Below are 18,532 nucleotides of genomic sequence, written 5' to 3' on the forward strand. Positions count from 1 at the left end.
GGGTATGTGAGGGTTTTCTTTTGTCTTACTTTGTCGACAAATCGATATTCCTTGTCGAAACGTTGATATATTAAAATAATCGTTGATATATTCCCATTTATGATCGATATATTTGAAAAATCGTTGATATATTTAGCCGAACACCCACCCGGGTATCTTCTACCAAGCCCAGACAAATCCGCAAAACAGAAAGCGCCCTGCACAGCAGGACGCTTTCTTCATACATATATTATCCAGCTTCGCCTCCTAGACCCTCATGTCTAAGAACCTTAGCCAACGGGGCTGAACAGTCGGCTCCGCGTTTCTATTTAACCAATAGAACCTTCCATCTCAAACTTGATTAGACGGTTCATTTCAACTGCGTATTCCATTGGAAGTTCGCGAGTGAATGGCTCGATGAAGCCCATTACGATCATTTCTGTAGCTTCTTGCTCAGAAATACCGCGGCTCATTAGGTAGAATAATTGTTCTTCTGATACTTTCGATACTTTCGCTTCGTGCTCAAGTGAAACGTAATCGTTTTTGATTTCGTTGTAAGGAATTGTATCAGATGTAGATTGGTTATCCATGATTAACGTGTCACACTCGATGTTAGAGCGAGAGTTTTTCGCTTTTGGTCCGAAGTGTACGATACCACGGTAAGTTACTTTACCACCATGCTTCGCAATCGATTTAGAAACGATTGTTGAAGAAGTGTTTGGTGCTAAGTGAATCATTTTCGCACCAGCATCTTGGTGTTGGCCTTTACCAGCAATCGCGATAGATAACGTTAAACCACGAGCGCCTTCGCCTTTTAAGATAACTGCTGGGTATTTCATCGTTAATTTAGATCCGATGTTACCGTCAATCCATTCCATTGTTGCGTTTTCTTCACAAACCGCACGTTTTGTAACTAGGTTGTATACGTTGTTCGCCCAGTTTTGGATTGTTGTATAACGGCAATATGCATCCTTCTTAATGATGATTTCTACTACCGCACTGTGAAGTGAGTTAGTCGTGTAAACAGGTGCTGTACAACCTTCTACGTAGTGTACGTGTGCGCCTTCGTCTACGATGATAAGCGTACGCTCGAATTGTCCCATATTTTCAGAGTTAATACGGAAATACGCTTGAAGTGGTGTATCAACTTTAATACCTTTTGGAACGTAGATGAATGATCCACCAGACCAAACTGCAGAGTTTAATGCAGAGAATTTGTTGTCTGTTGGTGGGATTACTTTTCCGAAATGCTCACGGAAAATATCTTCGTTCTCTTTTAATGCGCTATCTGTATCTTTGAAGACGATTCCTAGAGCTTCTAGGTCTTCTTTCATGTTGTGGTATACAACTTCAGATTCGTACTGTGCAGATACACCAGCTAAATATTTTTGCTCAGCTTCAGGAATACCTAATTTATCAAATGTCGCTTTAATTTCATCAGGTACTTCATCCCAAGACTTCTCAGATTTCTCAGATGGTTTTACGTAGTACGTAATTTCATCGAAATCTAAGTCATTTAAGTCGCCGCCCCATTGTGGCATTGGCATTTCATAGAACTTATCCAGTGATTTTAAACGGAAGTCTAACATCCACTGTGGTTCTTCTTTCATACGTGAAATCTCTTCAACGATTTCTTTTGTTAAACCGCGTCCAGCACGGAAAATCGAAACGTCTTTGTCTTTGAAACCATATTTGTAATCGCCGATATCTGGCAGTTGCTTCGCCATGTTGGTGTGTCCCTCCTTAGATAACCTCGTTTTTAGGAACCTTTAACATTACTTATCTTCGTTTAAGCCCTTTTCTAACGCTTTCCACGCTAATGTTGCACATTTAATACGTGCAGGGAACTTGCATACGCCTTGTAATGCTTCAATATCTCCTAAATCGATGCTGTCATCGTACTCTTTTCCTAGCATCATATCAGAGAAAATTTTAGAAAGCTGAAGTGCCTCTTCAATTTTCTTACCTTTTACTGCTTGTGTCATCATTGAAGCTGAAGACATTGAGATGGAACATCCTTCTCCTTCAAACTTCGCTTCTTGCACAATACCTTCTTCTACTTTCATCGTAAGTTGAATACGATCGCCGCAAGTTGGATTGTTCAAGTTAACGGTAACACTATCTTCTAACACGCCATGGTTACGAGGATTTTTGTAATGATCCATAATAACTTGACGATATAACGTATCTAAATTATTAAATGACATTTGTGAAATACTCCTTTGTCTTGATTAGCAATTCAACAAATGTATCAATTTCTTCTTTTGTATTATATAAATAGAAGCTTGCACGTGCTGTTGAAGAAGCTTTTAGCCACTTCATAAGCGGTTGTGCACAGTGATGTCCTGCGCGAACTGCAATGCCTTCCACATCTAATACTGTTGCTACATCATGAGGATGTACGTCTTCAATATTAAATGTAACTAGGCCAGCGCGATGCTTTGGACCATAAATTGTAACGCCATCTACTTCTGATAGTCTTTCTAAAGCGTATTGCGCTAATTCATGTTCATGCTTTTCAATATTATGAAGACCGATTTCTTCTAGGAAATCAATTGCCGCACCAAGTCCGATTGCATTACCGATAATCGGTGTACCTGCTTCGAACTTCCACGGAAGCTCTTTCCACGTAGATTCTTGTAAGTCTACGAAATCAATCATTTCACCACCAAATTCAATTGGTTCCATATTGTTTAGCAATTCTTTCTTACCATATAATACGCCGACACCTGTTGGTCCGCACATCTTATGAGCAGATAATGCGTAGAAATCACAGTTTAAATCTTGTACATCCACTTTCATATGAGGTGCACTTTGTGCTCCATCAACGATCATGATTGCACCGTTTTCATGTGCGATTGCTCCGATTTCTTTTACAGGGTTAATCGTTCCAAGTACGTTTGACACGTGCATAATAGAAACGATTTTTGTATTCGGTGTAACAGTTTGACGAACATCTTCTAAAGAAATTGTACCGTCTAGTTGAAGCGGAAGGTATTTCAAAGTTGCGCCAGTTTTCTTCGCAACTTGTTGCCACGGAATGATGTTACTATGGTGTTCCATGTAAGAAATAACGATTTCATCGCCTTCTTTTACATTTTCAAGACCATAGCTAGCTGCTACTGTATTTAATGCAGTTGTCGTTCCGCGCGTGAAAATAATCTCTTCCATTGATTTTGCGTTAATAAACTTACGAACTTTCTCACGTGCACCTTCATACGCGTCGGTAGCTTTCGTACCGAGCGTATGAACACCACGATGCACGTTAGAATTATATTCTTTATAGTAACGTTCTAACGTTTCAATGACTTGAATTGGTTTTTGAGAAGTTGCTGCACTATCGAAATAAACAAGTTGTTTGCCGTTCACTTTTTGATCAAGAATTGGAAACTGTTTGCGTATTTCATGAATATTCATTAGCGAACTTTCCTTTCAATTACCTCAACAAGCTGTGCTTTTACTCCTTCAATTGGAAGCTCATTTACTACAGGTGCTAAGAATCCATGGATGACTAAACGTTCTGCTTCGCGTTTTGGAATACCACGGCTCATCAAGTAGTATAATTGGTACGGATCTACGCGGCCTACTGAAGCTGCGTGACCTGCCATTACATCATCTTCGTCAATTAAAAGAATTGGATTTGCATCTCCGCGAGCTTTCTCGTCTAACATAAGAACGCGAGAAGATTGTTGTGCATTTGATTTAGATGCACCGTGTTCAATCTTACCAATTCCGTTAAAGATAGATGTTGCACTATCTTTTTGTACACCGTGTTTTAAAATCCAACCTTCAGAGTGTTTACCGAAGTGAACAACTTTAGTTGTAAAGTTTTGTGTTTGGTTACCACGGCCAATTGTTACTGTTTTCGTATCAGCATATGAACCGTCGCCCATTAAGTTCGTAACGTTCTCTGAGATTGTGTTTCCGTCATTCATAAGGCCTAGAGCCCAATCAATGCGGCCGTCGCGCCCTACAATGCCGCGGCGGTTAACGTAAGTTGTTACGTCTTTTGCTAATAAATCAACCGCACCGAATTTCACTTGTGCGCCTTGTTCCACGATTACTTCTGCTACGATATTTGCAATACCTTTAGCATTTTCATTTGCAACATAGTTTTCTACATAAGTTGCAGTACTGTTCGCATCAGCTACGAATAATACGTGGTTATATACGTTAGCTTCTTCGCCGTCTACTAAGAATACAGCTTGAAGTGGAGTTTCAAGAACAACGTTTTTCGGAACATATACGAATGCACCGCCGTTGATTAATACAGCATGAAGTGCAGTTAGACGATGCTCGTCTACTTTCACGCCGTCTTTCATTAAATACTTTTGTAATAGTTCAGCATGCTCTGTTGCAGCTGTTACGATGTCTGTAAAAATAACACCTTTTTCTTTTGCTTCGTCTGCTAAAGAAACGAACGCAGTTGTACCAGTACGTTGTACTAATACGCTGTTATTTTCATCGATTAAGTTTTTCACTGCTTCTGGAAGCTCTGTTAAAGAACTTACAGGCTCTTGCTTAGCAGCGTCGCCTTTTCCGATAAAGTCCCATTTTTCAATTTTCGTTTTATCAGGCGTTGGCATTGGAAGTTCTGTTGCTTGTGCAAGAGCTTGTAAGCGGAACTCAGTCAACCAAGCAGCTTCGTTTACTTCGCTAGCGCGCTGACGGATTGTTTCTTGATCGAAAGGTAATGTACCGATTGTCATGTTTATGCTCCTCTCTTACGCTTCTTGCTCTGCTGTTTCGTCTTCAATACCTAATTCTTTTTTAATCCAGTCGTAACCTTCAGCTTCTAGACGTTGTGCAAGCTCAGGGCCACCAGATTTAACGATACGACCGTTCATCATAACGTGAACGAAGTCTGGAGTGATGTAGTTTAATAAACGTTGGTAATGCGTAATCATTAGGCAACCGAACTCTTCGCCGCGCATTTGGTTAATTCCTTTAGATACAACTTTTAACGCATCGATATCAAGACCAGAGTCGATTTCGTCTAAGATTGCAATTTTTGGCTCAATCATCATTAATTGAAGAATCTCATTACGTTTTTTCTCACCGCCAGAGAAACCTTCATTTAAGTAACGTTGTGCCATTTCTGGATCCATTTCTAGGAATTCCATGTTTTTATCTAACGTACGGATAAATTTCATAAGAGAAATTTCATCGCCTTCTTCACGACGTGCGTTAATCGCAGAACGTAAGAAGTCAGCGTTTGTAACTCCGCTAATTTCACTTGGATATTGCATTGCTAAGAATAGACCTGCTTGTGCGCGCTCGTCTACTTCCATTTCTAATACATCTTCACCGTCAATGATGATGCTACCTTCTGTTACTTCATACTTTGGGTGACCCATAATTGCAGAAGATAAAGTTGATTTACCTGTTCCGTTAGGTCCCATAATTGCGTGGATTTCTCCACCTTTTACTTCAAGGTTTACACCTTTTAAAATTTCTTTACCGTCAATTGATACGTGTAAGTCTTTAACCGTTAATGTAGAACCAGCCATCTCAATACCTCCATTAATCCTATATATACATTTTAAAAATTCCTAAAACGTTCATATTCTCATTTTATTCTCATTCTAATTTTATATCAAATAAAATGATATCGCAAACGACGAAAAAAAGTAACAATTTTTTCACAAATGTATATAAGTATTTCCTTTGCATCCTTATATGATACACTTTTCTTCTTATATATAAAGAAAAAAGGACTGGTAAATTCCCAGTCCTTTCCTTACGTTTATTCACTTACCGGAAGTACAGCACCTTTATATTCTTTAGTAATAAAATCCTGAATTTCTTTTGAATGCAATACTTCTACCAGTTCTTTAATTTCTTTTTTCTTCTCGTCACCTTTACGAACTGCAATAATATTTGCATACGGAGAGTCTGATCCTTCAATCGCAATTGCATCCTTTGTTGGATTTAATTTCGCATCAATTGCATAGTTTGAATTAACAAATAAAGCATCTCCCTCATTATTTTCATACAGCTTCGGTGACAGTCCAGGTTCAACATCTGTTTTAAACTTTAAGTTTTTCGGATTTTCTACAACATCTTTTACTGTCGCCTTAACAACATCTACTCCATCTTTAAGCTTAATAACGCCACCTTTTTGTAATAGTGCTAACATACGGCCGCGCTCAGCCACGTTATTACTCATAATAACTGTTCCGCCCTCTGGCAGGTCTTTTAAGCTTTTATATTTCTTAGAATAAATGCCCATTGGTTCTAAATGAATTTTTCCTGCGTTTACAATTTTATATCCTTTTTCTTGAATTTCTTTATCTAAATACGGAATGTGTTGGAAGTAATTCGCATCAATTTCTTTATCCGCTAACGCTTTATTCGGTAACACATAGTCCTGGAACTTTTTAATCTCTAATTTAATACCCTTTTTCTCTAATATCGGCTGTGCTTTCTCCAAAATAACAGCGTGCGGCACGTTAGAAGCTCCAACGACAAGCTTATTTTCCTCTTTTCCCCCGCAAGCAGCTAATGTAAATACAGATAGCGCTGTAACAACTGACAGTATAATTTTTTTCATCTGATATCCCCTTCTCCCCTATAGGTATGTAGTTAGAAAAAAAGAGCCGACATACACCAGCCCTTCTTCAAACAATTATTCTTTTACAGGAACAACTGCCCCTTTATACTCTTTAGTAATAAAGTCTTCAATTTCTTTAGAATGCAACACTTCTACAAGAGCTTTAATTTCTTTCTTATCTTTATCCCCTTTACGAACTGCTACGATGTTAGCATACGGAGAATCACTACCTTCAATTGCAATCGCATCTTTTTCTGGGTTTAATTTCGCATCAATTGCATAGTTAGAGTTAATTAGAACAGCGTCGCCTTCTTTATTGTTATACACTTGTGGTAATAAACCAGGCTCGATATCCGTTTTGAATTTTAGATTTTTCGGATTATCCGCAATATCTTTCGGAGTCGCTTTAACTGGATCTACTCCATCTTTAATTTTTAAAATACCTTCTTTTTGTAAAATTGCTAAACCACGTCCATGATCAGCAACAGAATTACTCATAATAATTGTTGCTCCGTCTGGAAGCTCTTTTAAGCTCTTATACTTTTGAGAATATACACCAATTGGTTCTAAATGAATCTTTCCGGCTACTTCAAAGTCATACTTTTTATCTTTAATCTCTTTTTCTAAATACGGAATGTGTTGGAAGTAGTTTGCATCTAAATCCTTATCCGCCAACGATTTATTCGGCAACACATAGTCTTGGAATTTTTTAATTTCTAGCTCAATCCCTTTTTTCTCAAGTAACGGTTTTGCTTTTTCTAAAATTTCAGCATGCGGTACGTTAGAAGCACCCACAACAAGTTTCTTTTCATCTTTATCTTTCCCACCACAAGCAGCTAACCCAAAAATTGAGGTTGAAATAAGTGCTGTAAGTAATAATTTTTTCATTTGAAATACCCTCCTGTTTTCATTATCTTTTATCTATTCGAGTCGTTACACTATCACCAATCCACTGAATGAAAAATACAACTAGCAACACACAAATTGTCGCAACAATTGTTACATCGTTATTTCCACGCTGGAATCCTTCTAAGTAAGCAAGTGTTCCAAGACCACCAGCACCAACAACTCCCGCCATTGCTGTATAGCCTACTAAAGCAATTGTCGTTACCGTAATACCAGATACTAACGCTGGTAATGATTCTGGAATTAACACTTTTAAAATGATTGTGCTTGTTTTTGCCCCCATTGCTTTTGAAGCTTCGATTACACCTTTATCAATTTCACGAAGTGCGATTTCAACCATTCTTGCGTAAAATGGTGCCGCTCCAATAATTAAAGCTGGCAATGCTGCACTAGCCCCGAGAATTGTTCCAAGGATAATCTTTGTGAATGGAATTAATAAAATGATTAAAATGATGAACGGTATAGAACGGAATATGTTTACGAAGGCTCCAATCCCTGTATTAACCGCTTTGTTTTCCCATAAATTATCTTTCGATGTCATAAAGAGTAACAATCCTAAAATTAGTCCTAAAACAAATGTGGCAAGCGCTGCGATTGCCGTCATATATAACGTTTCACCAGTCGCTTCTAACATTTGATTCCAATCAACATTTGCGAGTAACTTATCCATGTGCAATCACCTCCAGCTCTACTTGATCTTGATGTATTCCCTCTATCGCTTGCTGGATTGCTGTTTCCTCACCATTTAAATGAACAACTAAACTTCCGTAAGAACCGTTATTCGTTTGTGCGATATTTCCTTGCAAAATGCTAACTTCTATATCACTGCGTTGCATTAATCTTTGAAGTACTGGTCTTTCTACAGCCTCACCGACAAACTGCAAGCGAATTACTTTGCCATCTGGATATTTTTCAATTAAACTTTCAATTGTTTCGTTTGTATCTTCAGAATCTGTTAACTGCTGTACAAAGCGTTTCGTAATGTCTTGCTGTGGATTACGGAATACGTCAAGTACTGGACCTGTTTCTACGATTTTTCCTTTCTCCATTACCGCAACACGATTACAAATCTTTCGAATTACGTGCATCTCATGTGTAATCAATACAATTGTTAAACCGAGACGCTTATTAATATCAAGTAATAAATCTAAAATTTGATCTGTCGTTTCCGGATCAAGTGCTGACGTTGCTTCATCACATAAAAGCACTTGTGGGTTGTTAGCTAACGCTCTAGCAATCCCAACACGCTGCTTTTGTCCACCACTTAACTGGGATGGATACGCGTCTCCTCTTCCTTCTAATCCAACGAGATGAATTAACTCATCAACACGTTTTCTTCTCTTCTCCTTATCAACACCTGCAATCTCAAGTGGAAATGCGATATTTTCGCGTACAGTTCGTGACCAAAGTAAGTTGAAGTGCTGAAAAATCATTCCAATTTCTTGCCTTGCCTTACGAAGTTCACTTCCTGTAATTGCTGAAATGACACGATTTGCAATTGTAATTTGGCCAGAAGTTGGTTTCTCTAACTGATTAAACAACCTTATTAAAGAACTTTTCCCAGCACCACTATATCCGATAACACCAAATATTTCGCCTTTTTCTATTTTTAAATTGGCGTTATCTACAGCAGTGACATCACCGCTTTTTGCCTTATATATTTTCTTTACATTTTCTAATAAGATCATGATGTTCACCCCTTTTTTAAGTAAAAAGCGCAAGCGGCTCGTTTAGAACAAGAGGGCGTTGGAATCCCTGACGTAGAGGCGCTTTTTGCCTCATAGGAAGGGATGAAACGACCGACTGTTCTAGCCGCTGGAGCTGGATTTCATAAAACTTTGGATAGACTCCGCAATTTTTTTATTTTTCATGCGTGTAATCTATCGCCATAGCTCCTCTTATTATTTGAATGTCCTCCACATTCAAACAACAAAAAAACCTTTCCGCTTTAGAGAAGCAGAAAGGTTTATATGCGTATATAACAACATTATCCCTCTCTCTCATCTCTCAAAGCATTCGCTTTGCAGGAATTGGCACCATTTCAACATAAGTTGACGGTTGCCGGGCTTCACAGGGCACAGTCCCTCCACCTCTCTTGATAAGAGAAATCAGATTTAATTTTCGTCTGATTTGTAATTTATGAAATTGTCTATATTTTATGAATTGAATTGTATCAATATCCACACGTCATGTCAACAAGAATTTTCACAAAACAAGAAACTTCAGAATTTTAAGCACCTACTGACATCGGTTTACATATATGAAACATCGATTCAACTAATAGCATCGTTCGATATGTTCCCGAATATTGCACACGTCCATCGTTCATTAACGTTTGCAATCTTACATTTCCGTTCACTAATTGTTTTACATCCTCTTCATCTAAGCACACAATTTGTTCCGTTCCTCTTGCCTCTTGTGACAATTCTATATAATCTCTTGAAATTTGTAATGAACAACTTTCATCTCCAAAGCGGAAATTAACAGTTTTTTCTCCTTGTCTTAAAAGCGGTTCTAAATGATATTGACCGTTAGCGTAATTTACAAATGATTGAAGCAAAGAATATAATTTCACCCTAAATCACATCCTTCATATCACTTTCTATTACATACCATTTCCCTCTCACTAAAGAGCAATCCTGTTACTTTCGCTCGACAAATACTGTATCCATCCCGCATGTCGACATATTTCCCAAGAAATATGTCGAGGCGGCAAAAACTTTGCCGCCTACTTTAATTCCGTATATAAATATTCAACCGAATGAAATGCATATATCTTCTTCATTAGTGTCCCATTTTCAAAAACAAGTAAACAAGGCACACTTTCGATTCCATACTCTTTCGCTAAATGCGGAGCATAATTTAAATCTAACATTCCAATTTTCAACTCTTCAATCGTCATCTCGACAACCGTTAACATCTTCTTTGCTAATTGGCATGTTCCACACATTGGTGTATATACATATAGCACTGTTTTTTCTTCATTCTCTATTAGGGCTGTAGCTTCGGCTCCTGTCCAGTCAATCACTTCTATCATTCCTTACCGTAAATATTCTGTATAAACGTCAATGTCAGCTCCCCATAATACATTTGCTAAATGTGAAGAAGGTGCAGTCGCCACTTCTCGGTACGAGCGATCAATATAAATATGCTCTGCTTGCGGAAATTCTTTTCGAAACTGTTTCCTTAACTTTTCCCCTGCATCATCAGCATCCACTAGCACATATACGTCCTTATCAAAAAACTGATCAATGAGCTCATCCATTTTCGACAAACCAATTGTACCATTTGTACAAACAATTTCCACCGGTTCACGAATAATAGATTCAATCTTTCTTCTGTCTGATTTACCTTCTACAATAATGACTTTTTCTACATAAATCATATGTCATCACCCGATCACCATATACTATACAACCTTTAACTTAGTATATAGTATATTCGTTATTTTCATGTTGTTTCCTGTTTATTTTTGCAAAAGAAAAGCGGAAGCGGCTTGTTCAGAACAAGAGGGCAATTGGAACTCCTGAACTAGAGGCGCCTTTTGCCTCAAGTGAAGGGGTGAAATGACCGACTGTTCTATCCGCTGGAGCTAGACAATGAAAAGCGGAAGCGGCTCGTTTAGATTGTAAAAAGCATGGAACTCCACTAAATAGATTTCCCATTAATGTACTCTCACATGATAATTGATTCATATATATGTGCTTTTCAACTCATTATGTAGCACAAAATAAAAAGGACAGCACAAAGGCTGTCCTTCAGTTGACTAAAATTAGTCTTGGTTTGTCATTTCTGCATATTTTTCTGCAGTTAATAACTTCTCAACTTGGCTTGCATCAGAAAGTTCAACTTTAACCATCCATGCACCCTCGTATGGAGATTCGTTTACAAGTTCTGGTTGGTCACTTAATTCTTCGTTTACTGCTACAACTTTACCGCTTACAGGTGCGTATAATTCAGAAACTGTTTTAACAGATTCTACGCTTCCGAATGGCTCGTCAGCTTCGATTGTTGCACCTACTTCAGGAAGTTCAACGAATACGATATCGCCTAGCTCACCTTGTGCAAAGTGAGTAATACCGATTACAACTTCATTACCTTCAGTTTTTACCCATTCGTGTTCTTCAGAGTAACGTAAATTATTTGGAATGCTCATGACTGTACCTCCAGTGAATGTATTAATTATGTAAAAATACCTTATTGGTACTTTTTCCACACACTTTCAAACTGCTCTTCGTTAAAACCAAGTGTTACATTCGTTCCATCTGTTACAATTGGACGTTTAATCAACATGCCATCAGATGCTAAAAGCTCATACATTTCGTCTTCGCTTGCATCTTTCAACTTATCTTTTAGACCAAGTTCGCGGTAACGCATTCCACTTGTATTAAAGAATTTTTTTAATGGTAATTCACTTTTTACATGTAAATTACGTACATCTTCTTTTGACGGTGGATTTTCAACAATATGAATCATCTCATATGCTACATCGTTTGCCTCAAACCATTTCTTTGCCTTTTGACATGTGCCACACTTTGGATATGAATAAAATGTTACTGTCATAAATTCACCTACTTTTTTACTAACCTTTACCTTTATCATATAGAAAACGTTTTATTATTTCAAACGATTATTCGCTAAACTTTTACTTATTTCGTGATAAATTTTAATAATCCTGCGAATTTTTCTTATTTTTCCGCCATTTGTTAAGAAAAAAATAAATATATAATTTTTTTAGATTCTTCTCTCATCCCTCACCGAACATATATCTTAAACAAACGTCTGATTAACTTCCTATTTTTCTTTGTTAGCTCTTGAGCTGCATCGGTTTCTTCCTACCGAACATACATCTTAAACAAACGTTTGATTAATTTCCTATTTTTTTTATGTGAGCCTTTAAACTGCATCGGTTTCTTCCTACCGAACATGCATCTTAAACAAACGTTTATTCAAAAAAGAAGAAGCCCCTTTTACGGGCTCCTCCATCATCGACTCAAATAATCCGAAATAGTTTGAAACACTACTATATACATATTATGAATATTTTGATTTGAAACCGTATCATTATATAATCCCATACCCCAATACTGTCCTTCAGGGTTCCCCATATTTACAAACCCTTGTGTATACATCATAGCTCTATCTTTTGAGGCATTGTCATAATCTAAATCTTTTTCAGTAAAAATCAAATATGGTTTATCTTGTAACCCAATAAAAAACACTGGCTTCTTTAACGATAAAAATAAGTCCGTATACCGCTCCTTTGATGCCTCTTTAAAATATTCTTTCATAACGAAAAAACCATCAAATTTTGCTGATTTCTCCTGCATCTCTTCTAACTTTACACTTTCAAACTTTATATTTCTAAACGTATCTTTCGGTTTTTCTCCAACAACTCCAATTACGAGTGCTCTCCCGTTATATTCTAATTTCTCTCCTTCTTTATCCTTTGCACACCCCGCACTCACTAGGCATATCAATATAAAAAATAAGAAATACGATAAACGCTTCATATAGCACTCTCCCCTTCTTTTAAGTCAAGTGACAAAAACGTAAGGTTAATTCAAGAAAATGTAAGTAAAATCGATAGCCCAATTTACGTTTCTATATTATAATCAATTGAATTTACTTACATTACTAAACATAGGAGATTATCATGAAGAAATTTAAACTTTCATCTTTTCTTCCGTTAAGTTATATACTTCTACTCGTACTCGTAAGTCCCCTTTACGACGTATTAAATAAATCAACTGTTCACGCAGTAGATGTCACAACTGTAGTAGATGATTGGATTCCATTTGTAAAAGCATTTATTATTCCTTATTTACTTTGGTTTCCTTACTTATACGGCGCACTTATTTATTACTGCTTTGCTGATCGAAAGCAATATTACGTTACTTTAAGTAGTGTAATTCTTGGCAAACTTGCTTGTTTTTCTATTTATTATTTTTGGCAGACAACTGTACCACGTCCAACTGTCGTTGGAACAGACGTATTTTCTGAACTAGTTCGCTATATTTATAGTATCGATCAACCGGTAAACTGTTTCCCTAGCATTCACGTTCTTACTACATTTGTAATTATGCTAGCTGCCTTTAAACGTAGAGAACAACATGCTTTTGAATATTATATTCTTACCTTCTTCGGTACGCTTATTATTTTATCAACGCTATTTACGAAGCAACATGCATTTGTAGACGCCATTTCTGGAATGACGCTCGCAAGCATACTTTACTTCGGCGTTCAGCTGTTATTAGCAAAAGAAACAGTACGTGTTCCAGTAAAACAAAATCAAAAAATGTAAAAAGCAGACTGTGGCTTCCAGTCTGCTTTTCTCTATATAAAAGGAGATTTTCAATTTAAGATTGCGGTACAGTCATATCACCAGAGTGAATACGACCTGCTTTTTTAAGAGCAATGTAAAGTATATAAGAAACAGCTACTGGAATGATGATATAAGTGATTACCATCGCTGGGACAACTTCCCATCCTTCGCTGGAAATTAAGTTAATTGGTGCGATAAGAGAACTTAATCCAAGACCTGCAATTTCTTTTCCTGCTTCCAGTTGGAAAATTAATGCCGATACTGGGCCGACTATCGCACTAGCGACGACAGTTGGGACGAGAATCATTGGATTTTTAGTAATGTTTGGTAACTGTACTTTCGGAGTACAAAGCGCCTGAGCTAATATGCCACCTAAATTATTTTCTTTCGCTGAGATTACAGAGAATCCGATAAACTGAGCAACGCATCCTGCTAGAGCTGCACCACCTGCAACGCCATCTAAGCTAAGTGCGATCGCTAATGCAGCTGATGAAGCTGGAGAAATAAGCAATAGCCCCCAAACTACTGCAATGACGATAGAAGCGATGAACGGGCTACCAGCTGAACTATCTTTAATGAACGCTCCAACTGTATTTAAAACAGGAGTAATATTATGAGATAACCAAATACCGACTAAACCAGAACCTAATATTGCTGCAAATGGAACGAGCATCATATCTAACGCAGTTTTTCCGCTTAAACGTTTACCGATATAAACTGCTAAAGTTGCTGTTAATAATGCACCGATTGGCTCACCTGTTTTAATGATTAGACCCGCTTCAGTAATTGAAATGGATCCGGCACCAATCGCTCCAGCTACCATCGCTGAAAAGATAACAAGACCGTTTGCACCGAGCATAAAAGCAATGCCGGCACCAATGGCTGGTGCCATAAGTGATTTTGCAACAACTCCGATTGTAATAAGTAATGGAATATCAACAATTCTTCCTATATTTTCGATCAGTAAACCAATTCCGAGGGATACGAAAATACCTTGTGCGATTCCAGCAGATGCTTTAAATACACGAGACATTATATATTCCTTCATTTGTTTCACCTTCTCCTATAATTTAGTAACCAATTGTTTTCATATAATCACGTAAAATATCATTTGATTTTGCGAATCGAGATTCTTCGTCCTCTGTTAAGTTTAGTTCTACAACTTCTTTCATACCATCTCTAGTGATAATAGCTGGCACTCCTGTACAAATATCATACTCACCGTACTCCCCATCTAAAATAGCTGATACAGCAATGACACGGTGATCATCGTTAAAGATTGAGCTCGCAATATATGCTAGAGAATTTCCGATTCCGTAATAAGTAGTACCTTTTCGTTTATAAATTTCCCATCCTGCTTTTGCAGTCTTCTCAACAATTTCATCTAAATCTATTTCACCAAATCGTTCTTTTTGCTCCTCTAAAATTTGTAGAATCGGCTTTCCACCAACAGTTACGTGAGACCAAGCAACCATCTGAGAATCACCATGTTCTCCTAATGAATACCCATGAATACTACGAGGATCTACATGTAACATTTCAGATAGAATTGTTCTTAAGCGAGAAGAATCTAGTGATGTACCAGTACCGATCACACGATTTCTAGGTAATCCAGATAATTTCCACACTTCATATGTAATAATATCAACTGGGTTCGATGCAAGTAAGAAAATACCGTCAAATCCACTTTCCATTACGCCGCCAACAACACTTTCCATAATTTTCGCACTCGCTCCTAAAGTATCTAAGCGACTTTGTCCAGGTTTTGGTGCTGGTCCCGCTGTAATAATAACGATGTCCATATCTTTGCAGTCTTCATAGCTTCCTGCATATACTTTTGTTCTTGTATTTGTAAAGTTAATGCAATGTGATAAATCCATCGCTTCCCCAACTGCACGTTCATGATTTATATCAATTAATAATAGCTCTTCGCAAATGCCTTGATTTACAATGGAATATGCACAACTTGATCCAACTAATCCAGTACCGATAATTGCAATTTTTCTTGTATTTCTTTTCATAGCAATCTCTCCTAATTGATCATATAATCTATTTCTTTTGTTCTTTACACTCTTAATTATAGAGATTCCCACGATAGAAACCATGGATACTTTGTGAAATATTGAGCAAAGTTTTTGTCCTTTTTGTGAATTGTTATATTTAATTTTCGTCATATTTGTTACAACTGAAAAAATATTTATTATGTATTTATTGACATATATAAAGTGAAACTTCAATCAACCTTTATCCATTGGGCTTTTACGGGACAAAACAAAAAAACGAGCGACTTCATTCGCTCGTTTTTTTCATCCCATTATTCCACACTTAATTGGCCTTTTAATTGCTGCACAATCATTGGATTCGCAGGTGCTGCCGGTTTGTAATAACTCTTTTGCTTTGCGTACTCATACATATTACGTTGGCGCATTTCATCTTGATTACGAATTTGAATTAATGTTTGGTGTAACTGTTCATTATCAGACTGAGCAATATAATTTGCATAACTTGTTAAACTTGCATTTAATCCTGCTAAATAATCATTTACCATATCTTTTTCATTCATCTGTCGCTTCCTCCTATCCTAGAAAAGTCATCAATTGCTGTTTCGTATTTCGTGCATCTTGCGCATCCTTTTGTAGCATTTGTTTCAACTCTGGATCTGTACACGTCTGTGCATACTGCTCCAACTTGTTAATAATTGTTGCGTGTCCACCGATTAAATGACGTAAGTTTTCTACTTCAAGCTCTGTTAAATTTTGCATGGAATACTCCTGCCTTTCTTTGTTCATTCGTCATTAGTATTTGGTTCTTTTTGGATTATATACATGCATGAATTAACTTCTCCTACCTATAAACAAAATAAAAGATGCATAGCTAGGCCATCCATCTTTTATGCTAAATATTCGTTCAATTTTACAGAGATACAATCATACTTATACTCACAAGCAAGTTCCATACAATGTGTAAAATAATACTAGGTATAATAGATTGCGTCTTTTTGTATAACATCGCAAACACAATCCCCATAATCGTCGCCGTAATTAGAAGACCTCCATGAAGAATTCCAAAAATGAAGGAAGAAATAATGATACCAACTAAAAAATTATATTTCTTTTCTAAAAATCGATATAAAATACCTCGAAATAGAATTTCTTCTTTAACCGGTGTAATTATAGCAACACTTAACACATATATAATACTTTGTAGACTATTTTGAAGTCCTAAGCTCCCTAATTGTTTCTGTTGTTCTGCTGCACTTTCAAAACTAAACACATGTAACATTAAATATTGTGATAACGCAATAACCATAAAACCAATTAATAGATATAAATATGTCTTCCCATTCTTCAAAACGGATAAATCCCAAATATATTTAATAAAATGAAGCACTGGTTTATAAGCTAATAAAACGATAGCAACAACAGCTGCATCTAATAAAAGGAAATAGTACCCTTCTAAATTATCACGCAACGCTTCCTCACCATAAATCCCAAAAGCTAAACCAAGGAATAACCCTCCTAGAAGTAAGAATCCTAAAATGATTGCTATCATTACAAATAGATTTTTATATGTTATATTATCTATTTTCCTTTCCACACTATACGCTTCTAACACCGTTTTACTCATACTATTCCTCCATTTGTTTTCATTACCTCAACAAAAATCCCTTAATATAAATATAAGGATAATATAACAAAAATTTGAAAAAGAATAATATGCAATTTTACATATTATGAACGCTTTGTATTCTATAGTTTTAGGAATTATATTGTTATATAATAATTATAAAATAAAAATTTCTTACTTCCACATCATGATCCCCACTTCATACTAAACCTTATGAATAAAAGGAGATGTAAACATGAAAACACATGATTTTCTTACTAAGGTGCAAGATAGCTATGACCCTAACCCAAGCCAAGACCCTTTTATATTTATGTTTTTCGGTTTCCTATTAGCGATATACACATACTTAAAACCCACAAAATAATATCATCTAGCAAAAAAGAGCCTCTAAACAATTAAAGGCTCTTTCTAGTTAAATTCCTTTCCGCTTCTTCAATCGCCCGTTGCATTTGCACTAACGGATTTTTAATCATCTTCCCATGCCCTGTCGCTAATATAGACGGCTTATACTCTAGCAATTTCTGAGCGCTTTTTAACGAAACTTCTGCATCCCACGTACCAAACATAGGAAACGGAAAAAGCCACTTCAACTGTCCTGCTACCGCCACCGTTTGAAATGCATCTCCAACAATGAGCGCATCATTTCTCGTGTCTAAAAACGCCATTGATCCCGGTGTATGGCCTGGAGCTGCAATTGCTACAAGTGAACCAATTTGATCTCCCTCTTGAAGAAGGATATCTGGAATCGTCTTTATCCTTTTTGACACACTCACTTTTACTTGCGTGCCTGGTTCTCCGAGTTGCAGTGACAAATCCCCTTCAAGTAAACGAGCATCTCTTTCAGAAATATAGACCGAAACATTCGGCAGTTCTTGTTTTATAGCATCAAGCGCTCCTACATGGTCATCATGTGCATGTGTTATAACGATATTCGTAATCGGTTTTCCTAGTTTTCGAGCCGCTTCTAAAATCTTCTTTGCACAAAATGGCAAAGCTGCATCAATTAACGTTAATCCTGTTTCTTCTTCGACAAAGTAACAGTTAATCGGAAATAGACGCGGTAAAAATACGATTTGATGAACTGTTCCTACTTTTATTAACTTCATCTCCTATCCCTCCATGAAAAAGAGCTGTTTACAAAT

At 36.9% G+C, this 18,532-nt stretch carries 22 protein-coding genes and 1 riboswitch; of the genes, 1 reads left to right on the forward strand and 21 read right to left on the reverse strand.

Translation table 11 applies throughout. The features are described 5' to 3' along the window. Nucleotides 1–308: 308 nt before the first annotated feature. The 15 genes from sufB to JDS95_RS22905 form a co-directional block, all read right to left on the reverse strand. Nucleotides 309–1,706 carry a Fe-S cluster assembly protein SufB gene (gene sufB / locus JDS95_RS22835; RefSeq protein ID WP_001118824.1) on the reverse strand — a complete coding sequence of 466 codons (1,398 nt, stop codon included), beginning with the start codon at nt 1,704–1,706 and terminating at the stop codon, nt 309–311. Between the two features lie 48 nt (nt 1,707–1,754). Further along, nucleotides 1,755–2,186, reverse strand: coding sequence for a Fe-S cluster assembly sulfur transfer protein SufU (gene sufU, locus JDS95_RS22840; protein ID WP_000009523.1), 432 nt, complete (start codon nt 2,184–2,186; stop codon nt 1,755–1,757). After that, nucleotides 2,176–3,396 (reverse strand): cysteine desulfurase SufS, encoded by a 1,221-nt coding sequence (gene sufS, locus JDS95_RS22845; protein ID WP_199690806.1) that lies wholly within the window; start codon nt 3,394–3,396, stop codon nt 2,176–2,178. The genes sufU and sufS overlap by 11 nt, the downstream gene beginning before the upstream one ends. Beyond that, entirely contained in the window at nt 3,396–4,688 is a 1,293-nt protein-coding gene (gene sufD / locus JDS95_RS22850) for a Fe-S cluster assembly protein SufD (protein WP_199690807.1), read from the reverse strand. Before sufD ends, sufS begins: the two co-directional genes overlap by 1 nt. Before the next feature lie 15 nt (nt 4,689–4,703). Then, nucleotides 4,704–5,489: a Fe-S cluster assembly ATPase SufC gene (gene sufC / locus JDS95_RS22855; RefSeq protein ID WP_000929162.1), complete on the reverse strand. Its 786-nt coding sequence runs from the start codon at nt 5,487–5,489 to the stop codon at nt 4,704–4,706. A gap of 236 nt (nt 5,490–5,725) precedes the next feature. Beyond that, nucleotides 5,726–6,532, reverse strand: a complete 807-nt coding sequence (metQ, locus tag JDS95_RS22860) for a methionine ABC transporter substrate-binding lipoprotein MetQ (RefSeq protein ID WP_000720649.1) — start codon at nt 6,530–6,532, stop codon at nt 5,726–5,728. A gap of 75 nt (nt 6,533–6,607) precedes the next feature. Next, nucleotides 6,608–7,420, reverse strand: a complete 813-nt coding sequence (metQ, locus tag JDS95_RS22865; RefSeq protein WP_000735082.1) for a methionine ABC transporter substrate-binding lipoprotein MetQ — start codon at nt 7,418–7,420, stop codon at nt 6,608–6,610. Nucleotides 7,421–7,442: 22 nt separating this feature from the next. Continuing rightward, a complete protein-coding gene (locus JDS95_RS22870) occupies nt 7,443–8,108 on the reverse strand; it encodes a methionine ABC transporter permease (RefSeq protein ID WP_000359403.1) in 666 nt (221 codons plus the stop codon). After that, nucleotides 8,101–9,126, reverse strand: coding sequence for a methionine ABC transporter ATP-binding protein (locus JDS95_RS22875; RefSeq protein WP_000601773.1), 1,026 nt, complete (start codon nt 9,124–9,126; stop codon nt 8,101–8,103). Before JDS95_RS22875 ends, JDS95_RS22870 begins: the two co-directional genes overlap by 8 nt. Nucleotides 9,127–9,435: 309 nt before the next feature. Beyond that, a riboswitch (SAM riboswitch) is annotated at nt 9,436–9,543 on the reverse strand. 125 nt (nt 9,544–9,668) lie between these two features. Continuing rightward, the gene (locus JDS95_RS22880; protein WP_000781225.1) at nt 9,669–10,013 is read right to left on the reverse strand and encodes a hypothetical protein; all 345 of its coding nucleotides are present in this window, start codon (nt 10,011–10,013) and stop codon (nt 9,669–9,671) included. Nucleotides 10,014–10,166: 153 nt separating this feature from the next. Further along, entirely contained in the window at nt 10,167–10,475 is a 309-nt protein-coding gene (locus JDS95_RS22885; RefSeq protein ID WP_002039867.1) for a thioredoxin family protein, read from the reverse strand. Between the two features lie 3 nt (nt 10,476–10,478). Then, a complete protein-coding gene (locus JDS95_RS22890) occupies nt 10,479–10,823 on the reverse strand; it encodes a toprim domain-containing protein (RefSeq protein ID WP_000640865.1) in 345 nt (114 codons plus the stop codon). Nucleotides 10,824–11,210: 387 nt separating this feature from the next. Then, on the reverse strand, nt 11,211–11,594 hold the full coding sequence (gene gcvH / locus JDS95_RS22895; RefSeq protein WP_000026896.1) for a glycine cleavage system protein GcvH: 384 nt from the start codon (nt 11,592–11,594) through the stop codon (nt 11,211–11,213). A 41-nt stretch (nt 11,595–11,635) separates the two neighbouring features. Then, on the reverse strand, nt 11,636–12,001 hold the full coding sequence (locus JDS95_RS22900) for an arsenate reductase family protein (protein WP_000218973.1): 366 nt from the start codon (nt 11,999–12,001) through the stop codon (nt 11,636–11,638). 422 nt (nt 12,002–12,423) lie between these two features. Then, a complete protein-coding gene (locus JDS95_RS22905; protein ID WP_000826882.1) occupies nt 12,424–12,951 on the reverse strand; it encodes a hypothetical protein in 528 nt (175 codons plus the stop codon). Nucleotides 12,952–13,094: 143 nt separating this feature from the next. Between JDS95_RS22905 and JDS95_RS22910 the strand changes: the two genes are divergently transcribed. Continuing rightward, on the forward strand, nt 13,095–13,742 hold the full coding sequence (locus tag JDS95_RS22910; RefSeq protein ID WP_000713777.1) for a phosphatase PAP2 family protein: 648 nt from the start codon (nt 13,095–13,097) through the stop codon (nt 13,740–13,742). 55 nt (nt 13,743–13,797) lie between these two features. Here the strand turns inward: JDS95_RS22910 and JDS95_RS22915 are convergent, their stop codons facing one another. The 6 genes from JDS95_RS22915 to JDS95_RS22940 form a co-directional block, all read right to left on the reverse strand. Continuing rightward, on the reverse strand, nt 13,798–14,811 hold the full coding sequence (locus JDS95_RS22915; protein ID WP_000666176.1) for a PTS sugar transporter subunit IIC: 1,014 nt from the start codon (nt 14,809–14,811) through the stop codon (nt 13,798–13,800). 22 nt (nt 14,812–14,833) lie between these two features. Continuing rightward, entirely contained in the window at nt 14,834–15,784 is a 951-nt protein-coding gene (locus JDS95_RS22920) for an L-lactate dehydrogenase (RefSeq protein WP_000828231.1), read from the reverse strand. Nucleotides 15,785–16,077: 293 nt separating this feature from the next. After that, nucleotides 16,078–16,326 carry a spore coat protein gene (locus JDS95_RS22925; RefSeq protein WP_001002986.1) on the reverse strand — a complete coding sequence of 83 codons (249 nt, stop codon included), beginning with the start codon at nt 16,324–16,326 and terminating at the stop codon, nt 16,078–16,080. A gap of 13 nt (nt 16,327–16,339) precedes the next feature. After that, nucleotides 16,340–16,525, reverse strand: coding sequence for a hypothetical protein (locus JDS95_RS22930; protein ID WP_001180553.1), 186 nt, complete (start codon nt 16,523–16,525; stop codon nt 16,340–16,342). Between the two features lie 151 nt (nt 16,526–16,676). After that, nucleotides 16,677–17,390, reverse strand: a complete 714-nt coding sequence (locus JDS95_RS22935; protein WP_000048028.1) for a CPBP family intramembrane glutamic endopeptidase — start codon at nt 17,388–17,390, stop codon at nt 16,677–16,679. A gap of 395 nt (nt 17,391–17,785) precedes the next feature. After that, the gene (locus JDS95_RS22940) at nt 17,786–18,496 is read right to left on the reverse strand and encodes an MBL fold metallo-hydrolase (protein WP_199690808.1); all 711 of its coding nucleotides are present in this window, start codon (nt 18,494–18,496) and stop codon (nt 17,786–17,788) included. Between the last annotated feature and the right edge of the window lie 36 nt (nt 18,497–18,532).

Origin of the sequence: Bacillus cereus group sp. N24 (assembly GCF_016483345.1) — a bacterium.
Taxonomy (GTDB): Bacteria; Bacillota; Bacilli; order Bacillales; family Bacillaceae_G; genus Bacillus_A; species Bacillus_A toyonensis.

Excerpts from the sequence above, each read along its gene's own strand:
- sufB (WP_001118824.1), bottom strand. The coding sequence starts at position 1,706 with ATGGCGAAGCAACTGCCAGATATCGGCGATTACAAATATGGTTTCAAA.
- JDS95_RS22905 (WP_000826882.1), bottom strand. The coding sequence starts at position 12,951 with ATGAAGCGTTTATCGTATTTCTTATTTTTTATATTGATATGCCTAGTG.
- JDS95_RS22930 (WP_001180553.1), bottom strand. The coding sequence starts at position 16,525 with ATGCAAAATTTAACAGAGCTTGAAGTAGAAAACTTACGTCATTTAATC.
- sufC (WP_000929162.1), bottom strand. The coding sequence starts at position 5,489 with ATGGCTGGTTCTACATTAACGGTTAAAGACTTACACGTATCAATTGAC.
- JDS95_RS22900 (WP_000218973.1), bottom strand. The coding sequence starts at position 12,001 with ATGACAGTAACATTTTATTCATATCCAAAGTGTGGCACATGTCAAAAG.
- sufS (WP_199690806.1), bottom strand. The coding sequence starts at position 3,396 with ATGAATATTCATGAAATACGCAAACAGTTTCCAATTCTTGATCAAAAA.
- metQ (WP_000720649.1), bottom strand. The coding sequence starts at position 6,532 with ATGAAAAAAATTATACTGTCAGTTGTTACAGCGCTATCTGTATTTACA.
- JDS95_RS22875 (WP_000601773.1), bottom strand. The coding sequence starts at position 9,126 with ATGATCTTATTAGAAAATGTAAAGAAAATATATAAGGCAAAAAGCGGT.
- JDS95_RS22940 (WP_199690808.1), bottom strand. The coding sequence starts at position 18,496 with ATGAAGTTAATAAAAGTAGGAACAGTTCATCAAATCGTATTTTTACCG.
- JDS95_RS22920 (WP_000828231.1), bottom strand. The coding sequence starts at position 15,784 with ATGAAAAGAAATACAAGAAAAATTGCAATTATCGGTACTGGATTAGTT.
- sufU (WP_000009523.1), bottom strand. The coding sequence starts at position 2,186 with ATGTCATTTAATAATTTAGATACGTTATATCGTCAAGTTATTATGGAT.
- sufD (WP_199690807.1), bottom strand. The coding sequence starts at position 4,688 with ATGACAATCGGTACATTACCTTTCGATCAAGAAACAATCCGTCAGCGC.
- JDS95_RS22915 (WP_000666176.1), bottom strand. The coding sequence starts at position 14,811 with ATGAAGGAATATATAATGTCTCGTGTATTTAAAGCATCTGCTGGAATC.
- JDS95_RS22890 (WP_000640865.1), bottom strand. The coding sequence starts at position 10,823 with ATGATTTATGTAGAAAAAGTCATTATTGTAGAAGGTAAATCAGACAGA.
- JDS95_RS22925 (WP_001002986.1), bottom strand. The coding sequence starts at position 16,326 with ATGAATGAAAAAGATATGGTAAATGATTATTTAGCAGGATTAAATGCA.
- JDS95_RS22885 (WP_002039867.1), bottom strand. The coding sequence starts at position 10,475 with ATGATAGAAGTGATTGACTGGACAGGAGCCGAAGCTACAGCCCTAATA.
- JDS95_RS22935 (WP_000048028.1), bottom strand. The coding sequence starts at position 17,390 with ATGAGTAAAACGGTGTTAGAAGCGTATAGTGTGGAAAGGAAAATAGAT.
- gcvH (WP_000026896.1), bottom strand. The coding sequence starts at position 11,594 with ATGAGCATTCCAAATAATTTACGTTACTCTGAAGAACACGAATGGGTA.
- JDS95_RS22910 (WP_000713777.1), top strand. The coding sequence starts at position 13,095 with ATGAAGAAATTTAAACTTTCATCTTTTCTTCCGTTAAGTTATATACTT.
- JDS95_RS22870 (WP_000359403.1), bottom strand. The coding sequence starts at position 8,108 with ATGGATAAGTTACTCGCAAATGTTGATTGGAATCAAATGTTAGAAGCG.
- metQ (WP_000735082.1), bottom strand. The coding sequence starts at position 7,420 with ATGAAAAAATTATTACTTACAGCACTTATTTCAACCTCAATTTTTGGG.